Source organism: Salinisphaera dokdonensis CL-ES53, assembly GCF_040361215.1.
In the GTDB taxonomy this organism is placed as follows: domain Bacteria; phylum Pseudomonadota; class Gammaproteobacteria; order Nevskiales; family Salinisphaeraceae; genus Salinisphaera; species Salinisphaera dokdonensis.
On record NZ_APND01000001.1, the window covers coordinates 711,845 to 728,363 of the forward strand.

11 protein-coding genes and 1 pseudogene are annotated in these 16,519 nt (G+C 64.7%); 4 read left to right on the forward strand and 8 right to left on the reverse strand.

What is annotated here, in order from left to right; all coding sequences use genetic code 11:
• Nucleotides 1-2 precede the first annotated feature (2 nt).
• On the reverse strand, nucleotides 3-1,661 hold the full coding sequence (locus SADO_RS03285) for an FAD-binding dehydrogenase (protein ID WP_353109185.1): 1,659 nt from the start codon (nucleotides 1,659-1,661) through the stop codon (nucleotides 3-5).
• A 115-nt stretch (nucleotides 1,662-1,776) separates the two neighbouring features.
• Nucleotides 1,777-2,385: an NAD(P)H-dependent oxidoreductase gene (locus SADO_RS03290; protein WP_353109187.1), complete on the reverse strand. Its 609-nt coding sequence runs from the start codon at nucleotides 2,383-2,385 to the stop codon at nucleotides 1,777-1,779.
• Between the two features lie 108 nt (nucleotides 2,386-2,493).
• Between SADO_RS03290 and SADO_RS03295 the strand changes: the two genes are divergently transcribed.
• A complete protein-coding gene (locus SADO_RS03295; RefSeq protein WP_353109188.1) occupies nucleotides 2,494-3,387 on the forward strand; it encodes a LysR family transcriptional regulator in 894 nt (297 codons plus the stop codon).
• A 24-nt stretch (nucleotides 3,388-3,411) separates the two neighbouring features.
• Here SADO_RS03295 and SADO_RS03300 read toward each other — a convergent pair whose 3' ends face one another.
• Complete coding sequence (locus tag SADO_RS03300) at nucleotides 3,412-4,560, reverse strand: alpha/beta fold hydrolase (RefSeq protein ID WP_353109190.1); 1,149 nt, start codon at nucleotides 4,558-4,560, stop codon at nucleotides 3,412-3,414.
• Nucleotides 4,561-4,710: 150 nt separating this feature from the next.
• Between SADO_RS03300 and SADO_RS03305 the strand changes: the two genes are divergently transcribed.
• The 3 genes from SADO_RS03305 to SADO_RS03315 all read left to right on the forward strand — a co-directional run bounded on the left by SADO_RS03305 (nucleotide 4,711) and on the right by SADO_RS03315 (nucleotide 7,566).
• On the forward strand, nucleotides 4,711-5,769 hold the full coding sequence (locus SADO_RS03305) for an aldo/keto reductase (RefSeq protein ID WP_353109192.1): 1,059 nt from the start codon (nucleotides 4,711-4,713) through the stop codon (nucleotides 5,767-5,769).
• A gap of 97 nt (nucleotides 5,770-5,866) precedes the next feature.
• Nucleotides 5,867-6,703: a PHP domain-containing protein gene (locus SADO_RS03310; protein WP_353109193.1), complete on the forward strand. Its 837-nt coding sequence runs from the start codon at nucleotides 5,867-5,869 to the stop codon at nucleotides 6,701-6,703.
• Between the two features lie 68 nt (nucleotides 6,704-6,771).
• Nucleotides 6,772-7,566 (forward strand): hypothetical protein, encoded by a 795-nt coding sequence (locus SADO_RS03315; RefSeq protein ID WP_353109195.1) that lies wholly within the window; start codon nucleotides 6,772-6,774, stop codon nucleotides 7,564-7,566.
• 19 nt (nucleotides 7,567-7,585) lie between these two features.
• Here SADO_RS03315 and SADO_RS03320 read toward each other — a convergent pair whose 3' ends face one another.
• The 5 genes and pseudogenes from SADO_RS03320 to SADO_RS03340 form a co-directional block, all read right to left on the reverse strand.
• Nucleotides 7,586-9,145: a sulfite reductase subunit alpha gene (locus SADO_RS03320; RefSeq protein WP_353109196.1), complete on the reverse strand. Its 1,560-nt coding sequence runs from the start codon at nucleotides 9,143-9,145 to the stop codon at nucleotides 7,586-7,588.
• Nucleotides 9,146-9,213: 68 nt separating this feature from the next.
• The gene (locus SADO_RS03325; RefSeq protein ID WP_353109198.1) at nucleotides 9,214-11,130 is read right to left on the reverse strand and encodes a NirA family protein; all 1,917 of its coding nucleotides are present in this window, start codon (nucleotides 11,128-11,130) and stop codon (nucleotides 9,214-9,216) included.
• A 49-nt stretch (nucleotides 11,131-11,179) separates the two neighbouring features.
• The gene (locus SADO_RS03330; protein ID WP_353109199.1) at nucleotides 11,180-13,855 is read right to left on the reverse strand and encodes a molybdopterin-dependent oxidoreductase; all 2,676 of its coding nucleotides are present in this window, start codon (nucleotides 13,853-13,855) and stop codon (nucleotides 11,180-11,182) included.
• Nucleotides 13,856-13,857: 2 nt separating this feature from the next.
• Nucleotides 13,858-15,117, reverse strand: a pseudogene (locus SADO_RS03335) (NAD(P)/FAD-dependent oxidoreductase); the annotation flags it as partial.
• 16 nt (nucleotides 15,118-15,133) lie between these two features.
• Nucleotides 15,134-16,501, reverse strand: coding sequence for an MFS transporter (locus SADO_RS03340; RefSeq protein ID WP_353109201.1), 1,368 nt, complete (start codon nucleotides 16,499-16,501; stop codon nucleotides 15,134-15,136).
• Nucleotides 16,502-16,519: the final 18 nt, after the last annotated feature.

A 16,519-nucleotide genomic window follows, 5' to 3' on the forward strand; every position in this document is an offset into this window, starting at 1 on the left:
CCCTAGACGATCGTCGCCGCATGGCGGCCGGCACAACGCCCCGAGAAGATGCAGCCGCCCAGAAAGGTGCCTTCGAGCGCGTTGTAGCCGTGATAGCCGCCGCCGCCGAAACCGGCGACCTCGCCCGCCGCATAGAGCCCGGTGATCGGCTCGCCAGTCGCATCCAGAACCTGGCCATCGAGATTGGTATGCAGCCCGCCCAGCGTCTTGCGGGTAAGGATATGCAGGCGCACCGCGATCAACGGCCCGTTGGCCGGATCGAGAATCTTGTGCGGCGATGCGGTCCGGAACAGCTTGTCGCCGATATAGCGGCGCGCGCCGTGGATCGCCGTCACCTGAGCATCCTTGGAATAGGCATTGTCGATCTGCAGATCCCGGGCGACGATCTCGGCCTCGAGCGCGGCGCGATCGATCTGCTCGTTGCCCGCCAGCCGGTTCATGCCGGCCACCAGTTCGCCGATGTCGTCGGCGACGATGAAATCCTCGCCGTGTTCCTTGAACGCCTCGACCGGCGGCGGCGCGCCCTTGGACAGACGGCTCTTGAGCACTTCGCGCCACTGCTGCGACGTCATATCCGGGTTCTGTTCCGAACCGGACAGCGCGAATTCCTTTTCGATGATCTTCTGCGTGAGCACGAACCAGGAATAATCATGGCCTGTGGCCAGAATCTCGCGCAGCGTGGAGAGCGTATCGAAACCGGGCAGACACGGGGCAGGCAGGCGTCGGCCATTCGCATCGAACCAAAGCGACGACGGCCCCGGAATGATGCGGATGCCGTGCATCGGCCAGATCGGGTTCCAGTTCTTGATGCCTTCGGTGTAGTGCCACATGCGATCGTTGTTGATGATCGCGGCACCCGCTTCGTTGGTGATCTCGAGCATGCGCCCATCCACATGGTGCGGCACGCCCGAGATCATGTTCGCCGGCGCCGCGCCGAGGCGCTCGACCGGCCAGTTGGCACGCACCCGTTCGTGATTGCCGCCAATGCCGCCTGCAGTCACCAGCACCGCACCGGCGCTGAACTCGAACGCGCCGGTAATTTCGCGGCTGGATTGTTCACCACGTTCGACCGTGCTCGGCGCCAGAGTCTCGCCGGCCACGCCGGTCGCCGCGCCGTCGGTCATCACCACACGGCTGACCTGATGCCGGCATTTGAGCGTGATCCGCCCGGCGTCCATATGTTCGCGCACGCGCCGCTCGAAGGGCGCGACCGTGCCCGGGCCGGTGCCCCAGGTGAGATGAAAACGCGGCACCGAATTGCCGTGGCCGCTGGCCAGCGATCCGCCGCGCTCGGCCCAGCCCACGACCGGAAACCAGCGCATGCCCTGTTCGTACAGCCAGGGGCGCATCTCGCCGGCCGAGAACTCGATGAAAGCCTCGGCGACCTTGCGCGGCCAGTAATCCTCGGGGCGATCGAAACCGGCGGAGCCCAACCAGTCGGCCATCGCCAGCTCCGGGCTGTCCTTGATGCGCATACGCCGCTGCTCTGGCGTGTCGATCATGAACAGCCCGCCCAGCGACCAGAACGCCTGGCCGCCGACCGAGTTCTCGCCTTCCTGCTCGACGATGAGCACGGACTTGCCGGCATCGGCCAGCTCCGCGGCGGCGACCAGCCCCGCCAGACCTGCACCTACGACAATACTGTCCGCTTTTTCGACCATGTCTCATCCCCTCGTCGCGCTTATCGACACGCGTTGTTTTCGTTTGCCCGAGTGTAGCGGCGGCTACTGCGGGCGACTACCGAAAACCGCGCGTCGTGCAGCAGAGATGGCCGGGCTAGGCCGACATCGCGGCCTTGGTCTCGGCCTGGCCGAAGACGCTTACCAGATGCTCGCGATAACGGGCCCGCTGGGCATCGACCGACGGCGCCTTCATCACGTCCGTGGCCAGGAACGTCGGCATCGCTTCGAGGCCAAGAAATTCCTGCGACTTGTGGAACGGGAAATAGACGCCGTCGATGCCGCGACCCTCGAAGAATTCATCCAGCCGGTCGAAGGCGGCCTGGGGCGCGTTCCAGGTCAGCGACAGCATGTAGCGACGGCCCTGCAGCAGGCCGCCGGTGCCGTAATGGCGATCCGGATCGCGCCGGCTACGGCCGTCACTGGCATAGAGGCTGCCGTGGCCTTCGGTGAGCACTTCGTCGAGATAGCGCTTGACGATCCACGGCGTGCCCATCCACCAGCCGGGCATCTGGTAGACGATTGCGTCCGCCCAGAGGAATTTCTCGACTTCCGCCGCGACGTCGTAGCCGGCGTCGATATCGGTCGTACGCAGATCATGGTCGAGGGCCGTGAGCGTCTCGATCGCGGTGTCGTGCAGCGTGGTATTGAGGCGCCCACTGGAATGAGCGAACGGGCGTTGGCCGTTGAGCAGAAGAATGTTCATGACAGGGTCTCGAAGCGGTTCGAAGTATGAAACGACGCGCAGTCTGGCGCGTTCACGCCCTGCTCGAAACGGGATAAACTGCAAATCATTATTGACCATTAATCAACAATGAAAACGACGCTGGCAGAACATCAGGTCTTCGTCGCGGTCGTCGACAGCGGCTCGATCACCGCGGCCGCCGAACGGCTCGGCCAGACCGTATCCGGCGTCAGCCGTGGCCTCGCCCGGCTGGAGGACAAGCTGGGCACCACCCTGCTCGCGCGCACGACACGCCGGGTGAAACTAACCGAGGAAGGCCGCGAGCTGTTGCCTCGTTCGCGGGTGCTGCTCGACGCCGCGGACGACGCCGAACAGGCGATGGCGCTGCGCCGCGAAGAACCGACCGGCACACTGCGTATCAACGCCGCGCCAACCTTCATGCAGTCGGTCATCGTGCCGCAGATCGGTGCGTTCCGGGCGCTCTATCCGCAGATCACGCTGGCGCTGGATACCCACGACCGTTTCATCGACCTGCTCGAACAGCGCACCGACGTTGCCATCCGGATCGGCGCGCTCGAGGATTCCACCCTGCACGCCCGCCCGCTCGGCCATACCCGCCTGCGCCTGGTCGCGAGCCCGGCCTATCTGGCGCGCCACGGCATGCCGACATCGGTAGCCGATCTCGCGAACCACGCGCTGCTCGGATTCAACCAGATGCCGCATCTCAATGCCTGGCCGGTAAAAGATGCGCGCGGGCGTGATCTGCAGATCACGCCGACCGTATCGGCCTCCAGCGCGAGCACGCTCATCGCGCTGGCCCTGGCCGGTGAAGGCATCACCAGCATGGCCGACTACATCACCCGCGAACTGGTCGCCGACGGTCGGCTGCAGCCGGTGCTCGTCGACCGGATCGAGGATCGGCGGCAGGCGATCCATGCGGTCTATTATCGCAATACCGCGCTGGCGCTGCGGATTGAACTGTTCCTGGATTTTCTCGCCGGACGGATCGCCGGGCTGCTGTAGCCTTGACCTGGCCGTGGCCCGGCGTCAATCGCGGGCGATCAGCCAGTCGGCCATCTCACGCCAGGTCTCGGTCATCGCCGTCTCGCTGGAGACGATGCCGACATGCCCGCTCTTGAGCGTGCGACAGATGACATCACGGCTGGACACATAGCGCAGCATCGCCTGGCTGCATTCGGTGGTGACGATCACGTCGTGGCGGCCGGTGATATTGAGAATCGGCGCCGACACGGTCGACAGATCGGCTGGCGGGTGCGGCATCGGCAGCTTACCGTGACCCAGCACGTCGTCGATCCAGAGATAGTCGATGAAGTCCTGCACCACGCCGCCCGGGTAGGCGACCATGCCGTCGAGGAAAGCCGAATTGGTTGCATGACCGCTGACATAGTCCTCGTCGTGTAGGTTGGCGACGAGATTGGCATAGCTTTTCACCGCCGCCATCGGGCTCGTCAGCTTGAACACCAGCGAGTTCAGCCGCCCCGGCGAACGCAGCAGCGCAGCCGGCAGGCGGTGTGCGGTCAGGCCCGTGAAGCGTTTTACCCAGCGAGCGTGTTTGGCCAGCGTCTTGTAGCGCTCACCGAGCACGCCGTTGTCGTGGTAGTCGACCGGCGCGCCGACCAGCACCAGATTGGCAATATCGCCGCCCGCGATCGCGGCCTGGCAGAGGCTGAACAAGCCGCCGAAGCTCCAGCCGTGCAGGCTGAGCTCGCGCTTGCCGCTGTGTGCGCGCACCTGCTCCAGCGCTTTCGGTAGCAGGCCGGCGAAATAGCTGGCGAGATCGAGCTTGTCCTGCGCGCGGGTCGGCGTGCCCCAGTCGACGAGATAGAGCTCGAAGCCGCGGGCACGCAGATAGCGCACAAGGCTGCGCTCGGGAAACAGATCGTAGACCAGCATGTTCACCGCCAGCGGCGGCACGATCACCAGCGGCGTGCGCTGACTTGTCCTTGCGACCGGCACGACGCTGCCGTCCGCCATCTCGATCTCATTTTCAGCCAGCGGCGGGTAATAACGCAGCGAGACAGGACCGTCCTGATGGATGACCTCGTAAGACGTCCGACCGGCCCGAACCAGCGTTTCCGGATCGAACAGACGCTGGCGCGCGTGGCCGAGCCGTGCCTGATTACGCTTGAACTGACGGCCGACGAAATCGCGGGTGGCAACGAGCGACGATGACATGCGCGGCAATTTCCGAATGCAAACGAGGCCGCATTCTAATTCGTTTTGCTGCGCTGCAACAGAATAACACTGCAAGCGCACGGTAATCGGTGTTTGAAATGCCGCTGATGCAAACCAATCTTCAACATACAGCTATTCAATGAGGCAGTTATGCAATACCGGCTTCTCGGCAACAGCGGACTCAAGGTCTCGCAACTCACCCTGGGCACCATGACCTTCGGCGGCGAAGGGTTCATGTCCAAAGTCGGCAACACCGACGTCGACGACGCCCGCCGGCTGATCGACACGGCCATCGACCACGGCGTGAACATCTTCGATACCGCCAATATGTACTCGGGCGGGCTGTCTGAAGAGATCCTGGCCAAGGCCCTGGGCGACAAGCGTAACGATGTGCTACTCGCCACCAAGGTGCGTTTCCCGATGGGCGAGGGACCCAACGAGGGCGGCCTGTCGCGGCTGCATATCCGGGAGCAGGTCGAGGCCAGCCTCAAGCGGCTGAATACCGACCATATTGATCTCTACCAGCTGCATATGTGGGACGGCCAGACGCCGCTGGAAGAGACGTTGCAGACGCTCGACACCCTCGTCGGACACGGCAAGATCCGCTATTACGGCATCTCCAACTTCTCGGCCTGGCAGGCGATGAAGGTGATGCAGGTCTGCGAACGCCACGGCTTCACCAAGCCGATCAGCCAGCAGATCCACTACACCGCGCATACCCGCGATGCGGAGTACGAGCTCATGCCCATGGCCCACGATCAGGGCCTGGGCACAATGATCTGGAGCCCGCTGGCCGGCGGCCTGCTGTCCGGCAAGTATCGTCGCGACCAAGACCAGCCCGAAGGCACGCGCTTCGCGGACGGCTGGGATGAACCGCCGATCCACGACGAGAAGCGCCTGTTCGACATCATCGAGACCCTGGTCGAAGTCGGCGAAGCCCACGGCGTTTCCGCCGCGCAGGTCGCACTGGCCTGGATCACGGGCCGCCAGGGCGTGACCACGGCCGTCATCGGTGCGCGCAAGCAGCATCAGCTCGAAGACAACCTCGCCGCCGCTGATCTGGAGCTGAGCAACAACGAGATCGAACGGATCGAGCAAGTCAGCCGCCCGCCGCTGCTCTATCCCTACTGGCATCAGCGCAAGACCGTGGCCGACCGCTTCGGCCCGGCCGACATGGTGCTGCACGCGGCCCATCTCGCTGACGCCTGATCGGGGCTTCTGTCTTCCCGTCCAAGGCGCCGCTTTTGCGGCGCCTTTTTCATGTCCGCGATCTGTGTGCAGAGCGGAACATGCGACCCTGTAGGCCATGATCGATCTGCATGCCCATTCCACCTGCTCCGACGGACGCCTGACGCCGGCCGAACTGGTCGCCCGCGCGGCCGAGGCCGGGGTGAAGACCTTCGCGCTGACCGATCACGACACGATCGACGGCCTGGCCGAAGCGCGCACAGCAGCCGACACCCACGGCATGCGTTTCATCAACGGCGTCGAACTCTCGGTGACCTGGCAGCGTCGTACGCTGCATGTGGTCGGTCTCGCTTTCGATAGTCAGGACAGCCAGCTAGCCGACGGCCTCGCCACGCTGCAGCAGGCACGCCGCGATCGCGCCATACGGATCGCGGCCAAGGTCGAAAAACTTGGCGTTGCCGATGCGCTCGGTCGCGCCCAGGCAATGGCCGGGGACGGCCAGATCACCCGCCCGCATTTTGCCCGGCTGCTGATCGAGGACGGCATCTGCCGCGACAACAACCAGGCGTTCAAGAAACATCTGCGCCCGGGCCGCGACGCCCATGCCGCCATCGAGTGGACATCGCTAGATGAGGCGATCACCTGGCTACACGGCGCCGGCGGCATGGCCGTACTCGCCCACCCGTTCGGCTATGGTTTTTCCGGCGCCTGGCGCCAGCGCGCGATCGCGGCCTTTGCCGAGGCCGGCGGCGACGGACTGGAGATCTGTACCGGCACCACCGATCGGCAGAAGGAAATCACCGCCGCGCGCGATGCGTACCAGCACGACCTGGCCGGATCGGTAGGCTCCGACTTCCACGCGCCCGAACAGTTCTGGCTCGCCCTAGGACGCCTGCGGACACTGCCGGGCGACATGCGTGCCGTCTGGGACGACCCGCGGTTCGGCAACCCCTGACCGCACTGCGTTGCGCCAACACTTGCCGGCGCGCACTATGCAGGCTGGGGAGAACCAACAAGAAAAACATGGCGAATACCATCAGCACGCGCCGTGCAGCGCGGACGCTGGGCGCTGTCGTCTGGCTGGCCGCTGCGGGTGCTGCGACGGCAGATGTCGGCCCGGATGACGAGATCTATTCGCCGCAGGTCGAGGCCGGCGAACTCGAGGCCGAGATCCGCTACTACGATCTCGGCGACAACGACACCAACAACACCCACGAAACCCGGATCGAGATCGGCTACAGCCCCACCGATTTCTGGCGCGCCAGCGTATCGCCCGTACTCGTGAACGGCGCACGCTCGGCCACCCATCTGCACCAGATCCAGATCGAGAACGTGTTCGCCCTGCCCGGCGACGGCACCGGATTATGGCCCGATATTGGCCTGTTCCTGTCCTACGAGATAGGCACCATCGACGACGCCGAGGACGAGCTGGTCATCGGGCCTGTGCTAGAGAAAGAGCTGGGGCGATGGCTGCTCAGCGCCAATGTCTTTGTAGACCGCGCCATGGTGCACGAACCCGACGTCGGCCTGAGCTATGGCTGGCAGGCACGCTGGACGCCACCGGCCGGGCCGTTCGATCTGGGCGTGCAAGGCTTCGGCGAGCACGAATTCCTTGCCGAGGATGACGAGGACGATTCAGCCTATCCCCACGCGCCGCGCTATGCGCCCGGTCATCGCGCCGGCCCCGCGCTGTTCGCCGGCATGGATATCGGCGACGAATCGCGCTTGAACTGGCAGCTCGCCCTGCTGTTCGGCCTCGACGACGACGCGGCCGATCACACGCTGCGTCTCGCTATCGAGTACGAAATCGAGGGCTGACCTGCCGACTGAACTCGGCTCAGTAGACGTCGCGCAGATAGCGGTGCTCGGCTGAAAGCGTTTCGACGTAGCGCCCGGCCTCGGCTTCGCTCAGCCCGCCCTGCTCGGCCACGATATCGTGCAGCGCGGCGTCCACATCCTTGGCCATGCGCTCGGCGTCGCCACAGATATAGATCACCGCCCCGGCTTCCAGCCAGGCCCAGAATTCGCGCGCCTGTTCGCGCATCCGGTTCTGCACATAAACCTTGTCTTCCTGGTCGCGGGAAAAGGCCAGCGTCAGACGGCTGATCAGGCCGCTGTCACGCCAGCTTTCCAGCTGCTCACGGTAGATATGGTCCTTCGCACTTTCCGGGTTGCCGAAGAACAGCCAGTTGCGTCCGGAGTCGCCGCGCGCCTCACGCTCCTGCAGAAAAGCGATGAACGGCGCGATGCCGGTACCGGGGCCGATCATGATCGCCGGGTGATCGGGATCGGCGTTCACCCGAAATTCGTCCGAACGCTGAATATAGACCGGCACCTCGCCGTTGCGAGACAACCGCTTGGCAAGGAACGTCGACGCCACGCCCTTGTAGCCGCGGCCGTAGACCGCGGTCTTCACCACCGCCACGGTGGTATGAATCTCGTTCGGATGCTTGCGCGATGAGGAGGCGATTGAATACAGCCGCGGCTGCAGCGGGCCGAGTTCGTCGACCAGCTTCTGCACGTCGGGCCGCGCGCTCGGGTAGACCCGCAGCAGCTCGAGCAGGCTCTGCCCTTCCTCGGCGCCACGCTCGGCCAGCAGCCGCAGATCCTCGGCCTCTTCGGCATCGCCCGCGGAGTCGGCCAGCAGCGCGATCACCTCGTCGCTGGGCTTGGTGATATCGACTTCCTTGAGCAGCACCTGGCGCAGCAGCCGATTCTCGCCGCTCGGCGCCTTGACCTTCTCTCCACCGGAGGCATCGATATCGGCAAGAATCGCATCCACGGTACGCGGATCGTTCTCGGGGAAGATCCCCATCGAGTCGCCGGCCTCGTATTCGATGCCCGAGTCGCCTAGATCGATCTCGACATGGCGCGTGTCCTTGGTCGAGCCATCGGCGTTGAGCGGCGTGCTCGACTTGAGCCTGGCCATATAGGGATTGTCGCGGGTGCCTAGCGGGCCTTTCTTCTTTGGCTTGGGTTCCAGCTTCGGCTCGGCCTCTACGGCCGGCTTGTCGGCCTGGTGCTCCGCGACCAGTTCCTTGAGCTTGCGCTCGGTCTCCTTGGCGCCGGGCACGCAGCGGTTCAGATCCTCGCCTTCAAAAGCGATCGCCTCTGCATAGGTCTTACAGAGATAGCCGCACTGGCCGCAATCCAGCTGCGCCATCGCGGCCATGAGCTGTCGCGCGTGGGGCTTGCCCTCAGCCAACTCCATGCGTTCGTTTATATCCATGCCCGGGTCGTGCCAGGGGAAGGATTCCTTGGCCTCGCCACCGCCCTGCTCGGCGCCGCCAAGCGAACCTTCCCAGCCGGCCAGCGCGGCGATCAGCCCATTGAGCCATTCGCGCTGCTCGTTCGGAAACGGCGCGTCCTCGGGAATCAGGTCGACTTGTGTGGGCATGTGGTTACCTCGTTTTTTGTCACGAGAAAAAGTGCTTTTAGTCCGCAAATGGACGGATCCCGCCTGTATCAGCCGGCGTTTTCCTTATCCGGCGCACGGTTGTATTCGGCCTGTGCGGCCTCGTCGCGTTCGGTCTTGACCTCTTCGGGGGTGTCCGCCTCGGCCTCGGCTTTGGAATAGGCTTTTTCCACGGATTCGCGCTGGGCGGCTGCCGCCTTCTCAGAACGTGCCGCGAGCCGCTGCTTGAGCTCGTCGATATCCTGGCGCCGGGCATAGGCGACAAACCGTTCGCCGTCATGCCGCTCCTCCAGATACAGGCCAAGCAGGTTCTCGAGATAGGCGTTCAGGTGGACGACCGGAATCGATGTCGCCAGCTCGCGGGCGATGCCTTCCTCGTCCTCGTAGCCGCCCCCGATATAGACATGGAAACCGTCCACCTGATCGGCCTCTTCCGGATCGTCTGCGTCCGGGTCGACCACGCGCGCGCCGAGCAGGCCGATATCGCCGACATAGTGCTGGGCACAGGAGTTCGGGCAGCCGGTCATATGGATATTCAGCGGCTCGTCGAGCTCAAGCTTTTCCTCGATATGGTCGACGAGCTTGAGCGCGTTGCCCTTGGTCTCGGCATTGGCGAACTTGCAGCCGAAACTGCCCGTGCAGGCCACCATGCCGGTACGCGCCGGGCTGGCGTTGACATGCAAGCCGAGCTTCTCGATACCGGCCACCAGCGTTTTCATGTCCGACTTCTTCACGTTGCCGAGCACGAGGTTCTGCCACACGGTCGTGCGCATCTTCGCGTCAGCATAGCGATCGGCCAGATCGGCCAGGCCATGCATCTGCGGGATGGTCAGGCGGCCGACCGGCAGCACGATGCCGACGTATTGCTTGTCGTCGACCTGGTCGTGGACACCGACATGTCCGGCCTTGTCCACCGGCGCGCGTTTCTCGCAGCGCGACAGCGGGTAGCGGCGCAGCGTGAACGGCAGCTGTTTTTGCACCTCGCGCATGAACTTGTCGAAGCCCCAGCGATCGAGCACGTATTTCAGGCGTGCCTTCTCGCGGCTGGTGCGGTCGCCGTTGGCGAGAAAGACGTGCAGCACGGCATGGGCGACCGCCACGCATTCCTCCGGCTTGAGCATGACGCCGGTATCGCGCGCGAAGTCCTTGTGGCCGGTAATACCGCCGAGGCCCATGCGGAAATACGGCCGCCGCGGCAGCGGCCCATCGGCCTTGGGCAGCACCGCCGAGAAGCCGATATCGTTCGTGCCTTCCAGCGCGCTGATGCGTCCGCCGCCATCGAAGGCGATATTGAACTTGCGCGGCAGGCCGTACAGCTCGCGGTGATTGATGATGTGATGATGCATCTGGCGGCAGTACGGCGTGACGTCGATCAACTCGTCCGGATCGATGCCGGCCAGCGGGCTGCCAGTGATGTTGCGGACGTTGTCGCCTCCGGAGCCCTGTACGACGATGCCGACATCGGTCAGGCCGGTCAGTACATGCACCGGATCCTTCGGCCCGATCTCGCGGATCTGCAGATTGGCACGGGTGGTGACATGCGTATAGCCGCCACCGTAGGTCTCGGCCAGATCGGCGATCGCGCGGAACTGGTGCGACGAGAAGATGCCGCCCGGCATGCGCAGCCGGCACATGTAGCTGTCCTGATTGGGCGCGACATAGAAAATGCCGCGGCCCTTCATCAGGAATACGTCGTCGCCCTTCGGGTATTCGCCCAGACTGGCCAGCTGGACCATCTCGTTCCACATGTCGTTGGGATTGAGATCGGCCTTCGCGGCCTCCTGGCTGGTGAGCTCGCCGCCCATGGCCTGGGCGCGGATTCGTGCCTGGGTATGGAAATCATCTGGGCGCAGCCGCTTGCCGGTGGTCAGCCCGGTCATGCCGGGCACGCCGCGGGCGATATGCAGCCCGGCCGTCACGCCCTTGAGATAGCGTTCCTGGCTGTCGTCGAAATCCTGTGTGCTCATGGTGTATCGATCTGTGTTGTCGAACCGTTGTCGATGAAATCGGGATGGATCATTTGCCGGCGTGAGCCTCGATGAGCGCGGCGATCTCCGGCTTGCAGGAGCCGCAGTTGGTTCCAGCATCCAGTGCCTCGCCGACGGCGGCCACGCTGTCCAGGCCGTCCTCCCCTATCGCACGCAGGATCGTGTTGCGGCCGACGCCGAAGCAGGAGCAGATCTGCGGGCCGACATCCTTACTGGCGTCGGCCGGTCTGCCGGCAAGCAGGCCGGCGCGTTCGCTCTCGACAATTGGCTCGCCGGTGAACAGGCTCGCCAGCCAGCTGCGTTCGGGCAGTGCAGCCGGTTCGGGAGCGACGAACAGGCAGGCCTCGATATGGCCGGCGTCGATATGCGCAGCGCGATAACGCCCGGCGGAGGTGTCGCTCGCATCGAGCCAGTCGGCCGTGCGCTCGCCCACGCCGATCCAGCCGCGTGCGGTGGCTGCCCAGTGGTCGGGCGTTTGCAGACCGGCGATCTCGTAGCGGTAGAAACGTTCGCCGGGGACCTTCACCCAGTAGTCGATGCTCGCCTCGCCGTTGAGCCGCAACGGCCGGCTGGCGAGGATGAAGCCGTGCCAGGCGGCCTCGAACGGTGCGATCGCGGCCGGCGTGTGCTTGAATTCGGGCTCGCCGGAGATCGGGCAGACCGCCGGATTGGCTAGCGCGCCGACCCGAGCCTTTGCGGCGAACTGGTCGTTCCAGTGCATGGGCACGAACAGCGCGCCCTCACGCTGGCCGGCCGTGACAATCACCCGCACATGCGCCTCGGCCAGCGCGGTCGAGACCGTGGCCAGCGCGCCGTCGATCACGCCATACCGCTTGGCGTCGTCGGGATGCACTTCCACGAACGGCTCCGGAATATGCGCTGACAGCCGCGCGGACTTGGCCGTGCGCGTCATGGTGTGCCAGTGATCGCGCACGCGGCCCGTATTCAGGGCCAGCGGCCATTGCTCGCTGACGGGATTGGCCGGCCCGCGCGGCGTAACCGCGACCAGGCGCGCCTTGCCGTCTTCAGTCGGATAGATACCGTCACCAAACAGGCGCCGACTGTCCTGGCGGGCCGGCATCGCGCCTGCCGCACGCAGGGCTTCGATCGTGTAGACCGGCCAGCGCAGCGGCTCGAGCGTGTCGTAGTCGGCATCGGACAGATCCGCGAGCCCTTCGAGATTTAGCACCCGCTCACCGTCGTTCTCGTACGCGGTCAGCGCGGCGTGTTCGCGAAAAATCGCTGCAGCGCTGTGGAAATCGAAGCCGGCGCCGAAACCCATCCGGCGCGCGACTTCGCAGACGATCCACCAGTCCGGCTTCGCCTCGCCGGGCATGGGCAGGAAGTCGCGCTGGCGCGAGATGATGCGTTCGGAGTTGGTGACCGTGCCGCTCTTCTCTGCCCAGGCCGCAGCAGGCAGCAGCACGTGGGCGCGATCGACCGTATCGGTATGGCGCATGCAGTCCGACACCGCCACGAACTCGCAGGCGTCCAAAGCCCGCTTCGCACGATCGGCATCCGGCAGGCTGACCAGCGGATTCGTGGCCATGATCCAGACCGCCTTCACGCGGCCCGACTCGATCGCTTCGAACAGTTCGACCGCTTTCAGTCCGGGCTCGTGTGCGATCGCCGGCGAGCGCCAGAAACGCTGCACGCGCTCGGCCGCGTCGAAACCCATATGCCCGGCGAGCGTGCTGGACAGGCCGCCGACTTCTCGCCCACCCATCGCATTCGGCTGGCCGGTGATCGAGAACGGACAGGCGCCCGGCTTGCCGATCCGATCGGTGAGCAGATGGCAGTTGATGATCGCGTTGACCTTATCGGTACCCGCCGAGGACTGGTTCACGCCCTGGGAGAAGACCGTGACCGTGCGTTCGGTCTGCGCGAACAGCTCGAAGAAGGCTTGTACCGTCTCCACGCCCACGCCGCAGGCGGCGGCGACCGCGGCGACGCCGCCCATGCGGCGTGCTTCGGCCACCGCATCTTGTGCCCCGGGCAGATCGCCGTCGAAGCCGTGCTCGGCCAGGAAGGCCAGCAGGCCGTTGAACAGATGCACGTCGGTGCCGGGCGCGAGCGGCAGGTGCAGGTCCGCGCCTTCGGCAGTGGCCGTACGGCGGGGATCGATGACCACGAGTTTCTTGTTTGGATCGTTCTCCTGTGCCGCGACGATGCGCTGATAGACCACCGGATGGCACCAGGCGGTATTCGAACCGACCAGCACCACGAGATCGGCGACTTCGAGATCCTCGTAGCAGCCCGGCACCACGTCTTCGCCAAAGGCACGCTTGTGGCCGGCCACCGCCGAAGACATGCACAGCCGCGAGTTGGTATCGATATTCGCCGAGCCGATATAGCCCTTCATCAGCTTGTTGGCGACGTAGTAGTCCTCGGTGAGCAGCTGGCCGGAGACATAGAAGGCCACAGCGTCCGGGCCGTGTTCGGCGATGATCTCGCCAAAGCGCGTGGCGACCTCGTCGAGAGCGTCGTCCCAGCTCGCGCGCCGGCCATCGACCACCGGGTGCAGCAGCCGGCCGTCGAGGCCGACCGTATCGGCGAGCGCCGTGCCTTTCGAGCACAGGCTGCCGAGATTGGAAGGATGGGCGGCGTCGCCCGCCACGCTGACGGCACCGTTCTCGACCACGGCATTCACGCCACAGCCGACGCCGCAATAGGGACAGGTGGTGCGTGTGGTCAACGTGCTCATCAAGCGGCCTCCGCGGCATCGGTGGCTGGCGGCATATAGGCTTGGCCGAACAGCAGCAGATCGCGAAAGCCCGAGACGTCCGCCCCTTCGCGCATGAGCCTGAAGTACCAGCCGCCGTCGCGCGTATCGCCATAGAGCACGACACCGACGATGCGATCGTCGCCCAGGACGATGCGTTTGTAGACGCCGCGCCGCACGTCGGAGAAGATCAGCGTTTCCGTGCCTTCGGCGTCGGAAAAATCGCCGGCCGAATAGACGTCGATACCGGTGACCTTGAGCTGGGTCGCGGTCACCGAGCCTTCGTACTGGGTATGACCGCGATAGGCCAGATGATTGGCGCAGACCTTGGCCTGATCCCATAGCGGTGCGACCAGGCCATAGACCGAATGGCGATGCTCGACGCATTCGCCGACCGCGTAAATACGCGGATCGTAGGTCTGCATCGTGTCGTTGACGACGATGCCTTTTTCGCAGTACAGACCGGCAGTCTTCGCCAACTCGACGTTCGGGCGGATGCCTACGGCCATGACCACGATATCGGCATCGATCTCGGAGTCGTCGGCGTCGTCAAAGCGCAGGCCGGTCACGCGGCCGGCTTCGTCGCCGAGGATGGCCGCGGTCTTCGCGCCCATGCGAAACGACAGCCCGCGCTGGGTAAGCGAATACTGGAGCAGATCGGCCGCGGTGGGGTCGAGCTGGCGCTCCATGAGCGTGCCCATGAGATGCACGATGGTCACCTCCATGCCGCGCTTGTGCAGCCCGTAAGCGGCTTCGAGGCCCAGCAGTCCGCCGCCGATCACCACGGCCTTGCCACCCTTTTCGCTGGCTTCGACCATGCGATGGACATCGCCGATATCGCGAAAACTGATCACCCCGTCGAGCGTGTGTCCCGGCACGGGCAGGATGAACGGGGTGGAACCGGTCGCCAGCAGCAGCCGGTCGTAACCGATCTCGCGGCCGGTGTCCGAGATCACCATGCGCCGCCGCCGGTCTATATCGACCACGGCCTCGTCGGTGTAGAGCGTGATGCCGTTGTCGACGTACCAGGCGCGGCCGTGGGTTTCGATCTCCTCGAAGGCCTTGTCGCCCGCAAGCACCGGCGAAAGCATGATTCGGTTGTAACTCGGATGCGGCTCGGCGCCGAACACCGTCACGTTGTAACGCTCGGGCGCGGCGTCGAGCAGATCCTCGAGCGTGCGCAGGCCGGCCATGCCGTTGCCGATCACGACCAGATCGAGTTTCGGTTGTGTGGTGTCGCTCATATCGATACGCCTGCAGCTAGGCCGGTTCCGGCTCGTTGGCGCCGCGTGCCTTGATCGGATCGTCGCCCGACGAGGCGGTATCGAAGGCGGCCTTTTCCTCGGCCAGCACTTCCGGCGAGAAACGCACGAAGAACGCGAAGAACGAGCAGACCATCACCGCGCAGCCCAGGAACATCAGGCCCTGGCCATAGGACAGCGACTCACTCTTGAACAGGAAGCCGGCGAGCACCGCGCCGGCATTGCCGCCCGCGCCGACGATGCCGTTCACCCCGCCCAGCGCCTTCTTGTTCATGAACGGCACGATGCCGAAGGTCGCGCCCTCGGACATCTGCACGAACAGGCTGAAAACGATCATGCTGGCGATCGCGGTGGCGAGCACTTCCATCTGCGAGAAGGTCACCAGCGCGATGCCCTCGATGAACATGGCGAGAAAAAGGAAGCGCACGCGCCCGGTCAGGCCCATGTAACGAGCCGACAGGTCCGAGAAAAAGCCGCCCATGGTCCGGGCGAAGATGTTCATCAGCCCGAACAGGCCGGCGATCAGGCCCGCGGTCTTGAGATCGACCTCGAAATTGTCGAAGAAATAGATCGCGGCGACGTTGTTGATGGTCAGCTCGACGCCGAAGCAGCCGGCATAGACCACGAACAGCGCCCAGACGCGATAGTCGGAGGCCGCCTTCTTGAAGCTGGCCATGCCGCCGTTCTCGCGGTCCGCCGGCGGGATCTTGCCGGCCGCACGCAGGTCGGCGTAGTTGCCGTCCGGTGCGTCCTGGGTGAACTTCCAGTACGCCAGCCCGAGCACGAACAGCAGGATGCCGGGCACCACCATAGCCAGGCGCCAGCCGAGGAATTCATTGACCCCGAGCGATACGATCACGGCAAAGATCAGCGGCATGACCATCTGCGTGGTGCCGCCGCCGAGATTGCCCCAGCCCGCGGTGGTCGCATTCGCCGTGCCCACGATATTGGGCGCGAACATCACCGACGTGTGGTACTGGGTGATCACGAACGACGCGCCGATCGCACCGATACACAGGCGCGCGATCAGAAAGCTTTCGAAGCTGTCGGCGAAACCGATGCACATGACCGGAATCGAGCCCAGGATCAGTAGCGTCGAATAGGTCTTTCTAGGTCCGAACTTGTCGCACAGCGGGCCGATGAGCAGACGCACCAGCACCGTGATCGCCACCGAGGCGATGATGGTCGAGCCGACCATCGACTTGTCGAGATTCAGATCCTCGCGCACCACGGCCATGAGCGGCGCAATGCCGAACCAGCCGAAGAAACACAGATGAAAAGCCAGCCAGCTCATATGGAAGGCGCGCATCTGTACCGACTTGAAGTCGAACAGCCGGATGCGGGTGGCCTTGTTGGCAAGTTCCATGGCGTGAGTGCTCCTGCT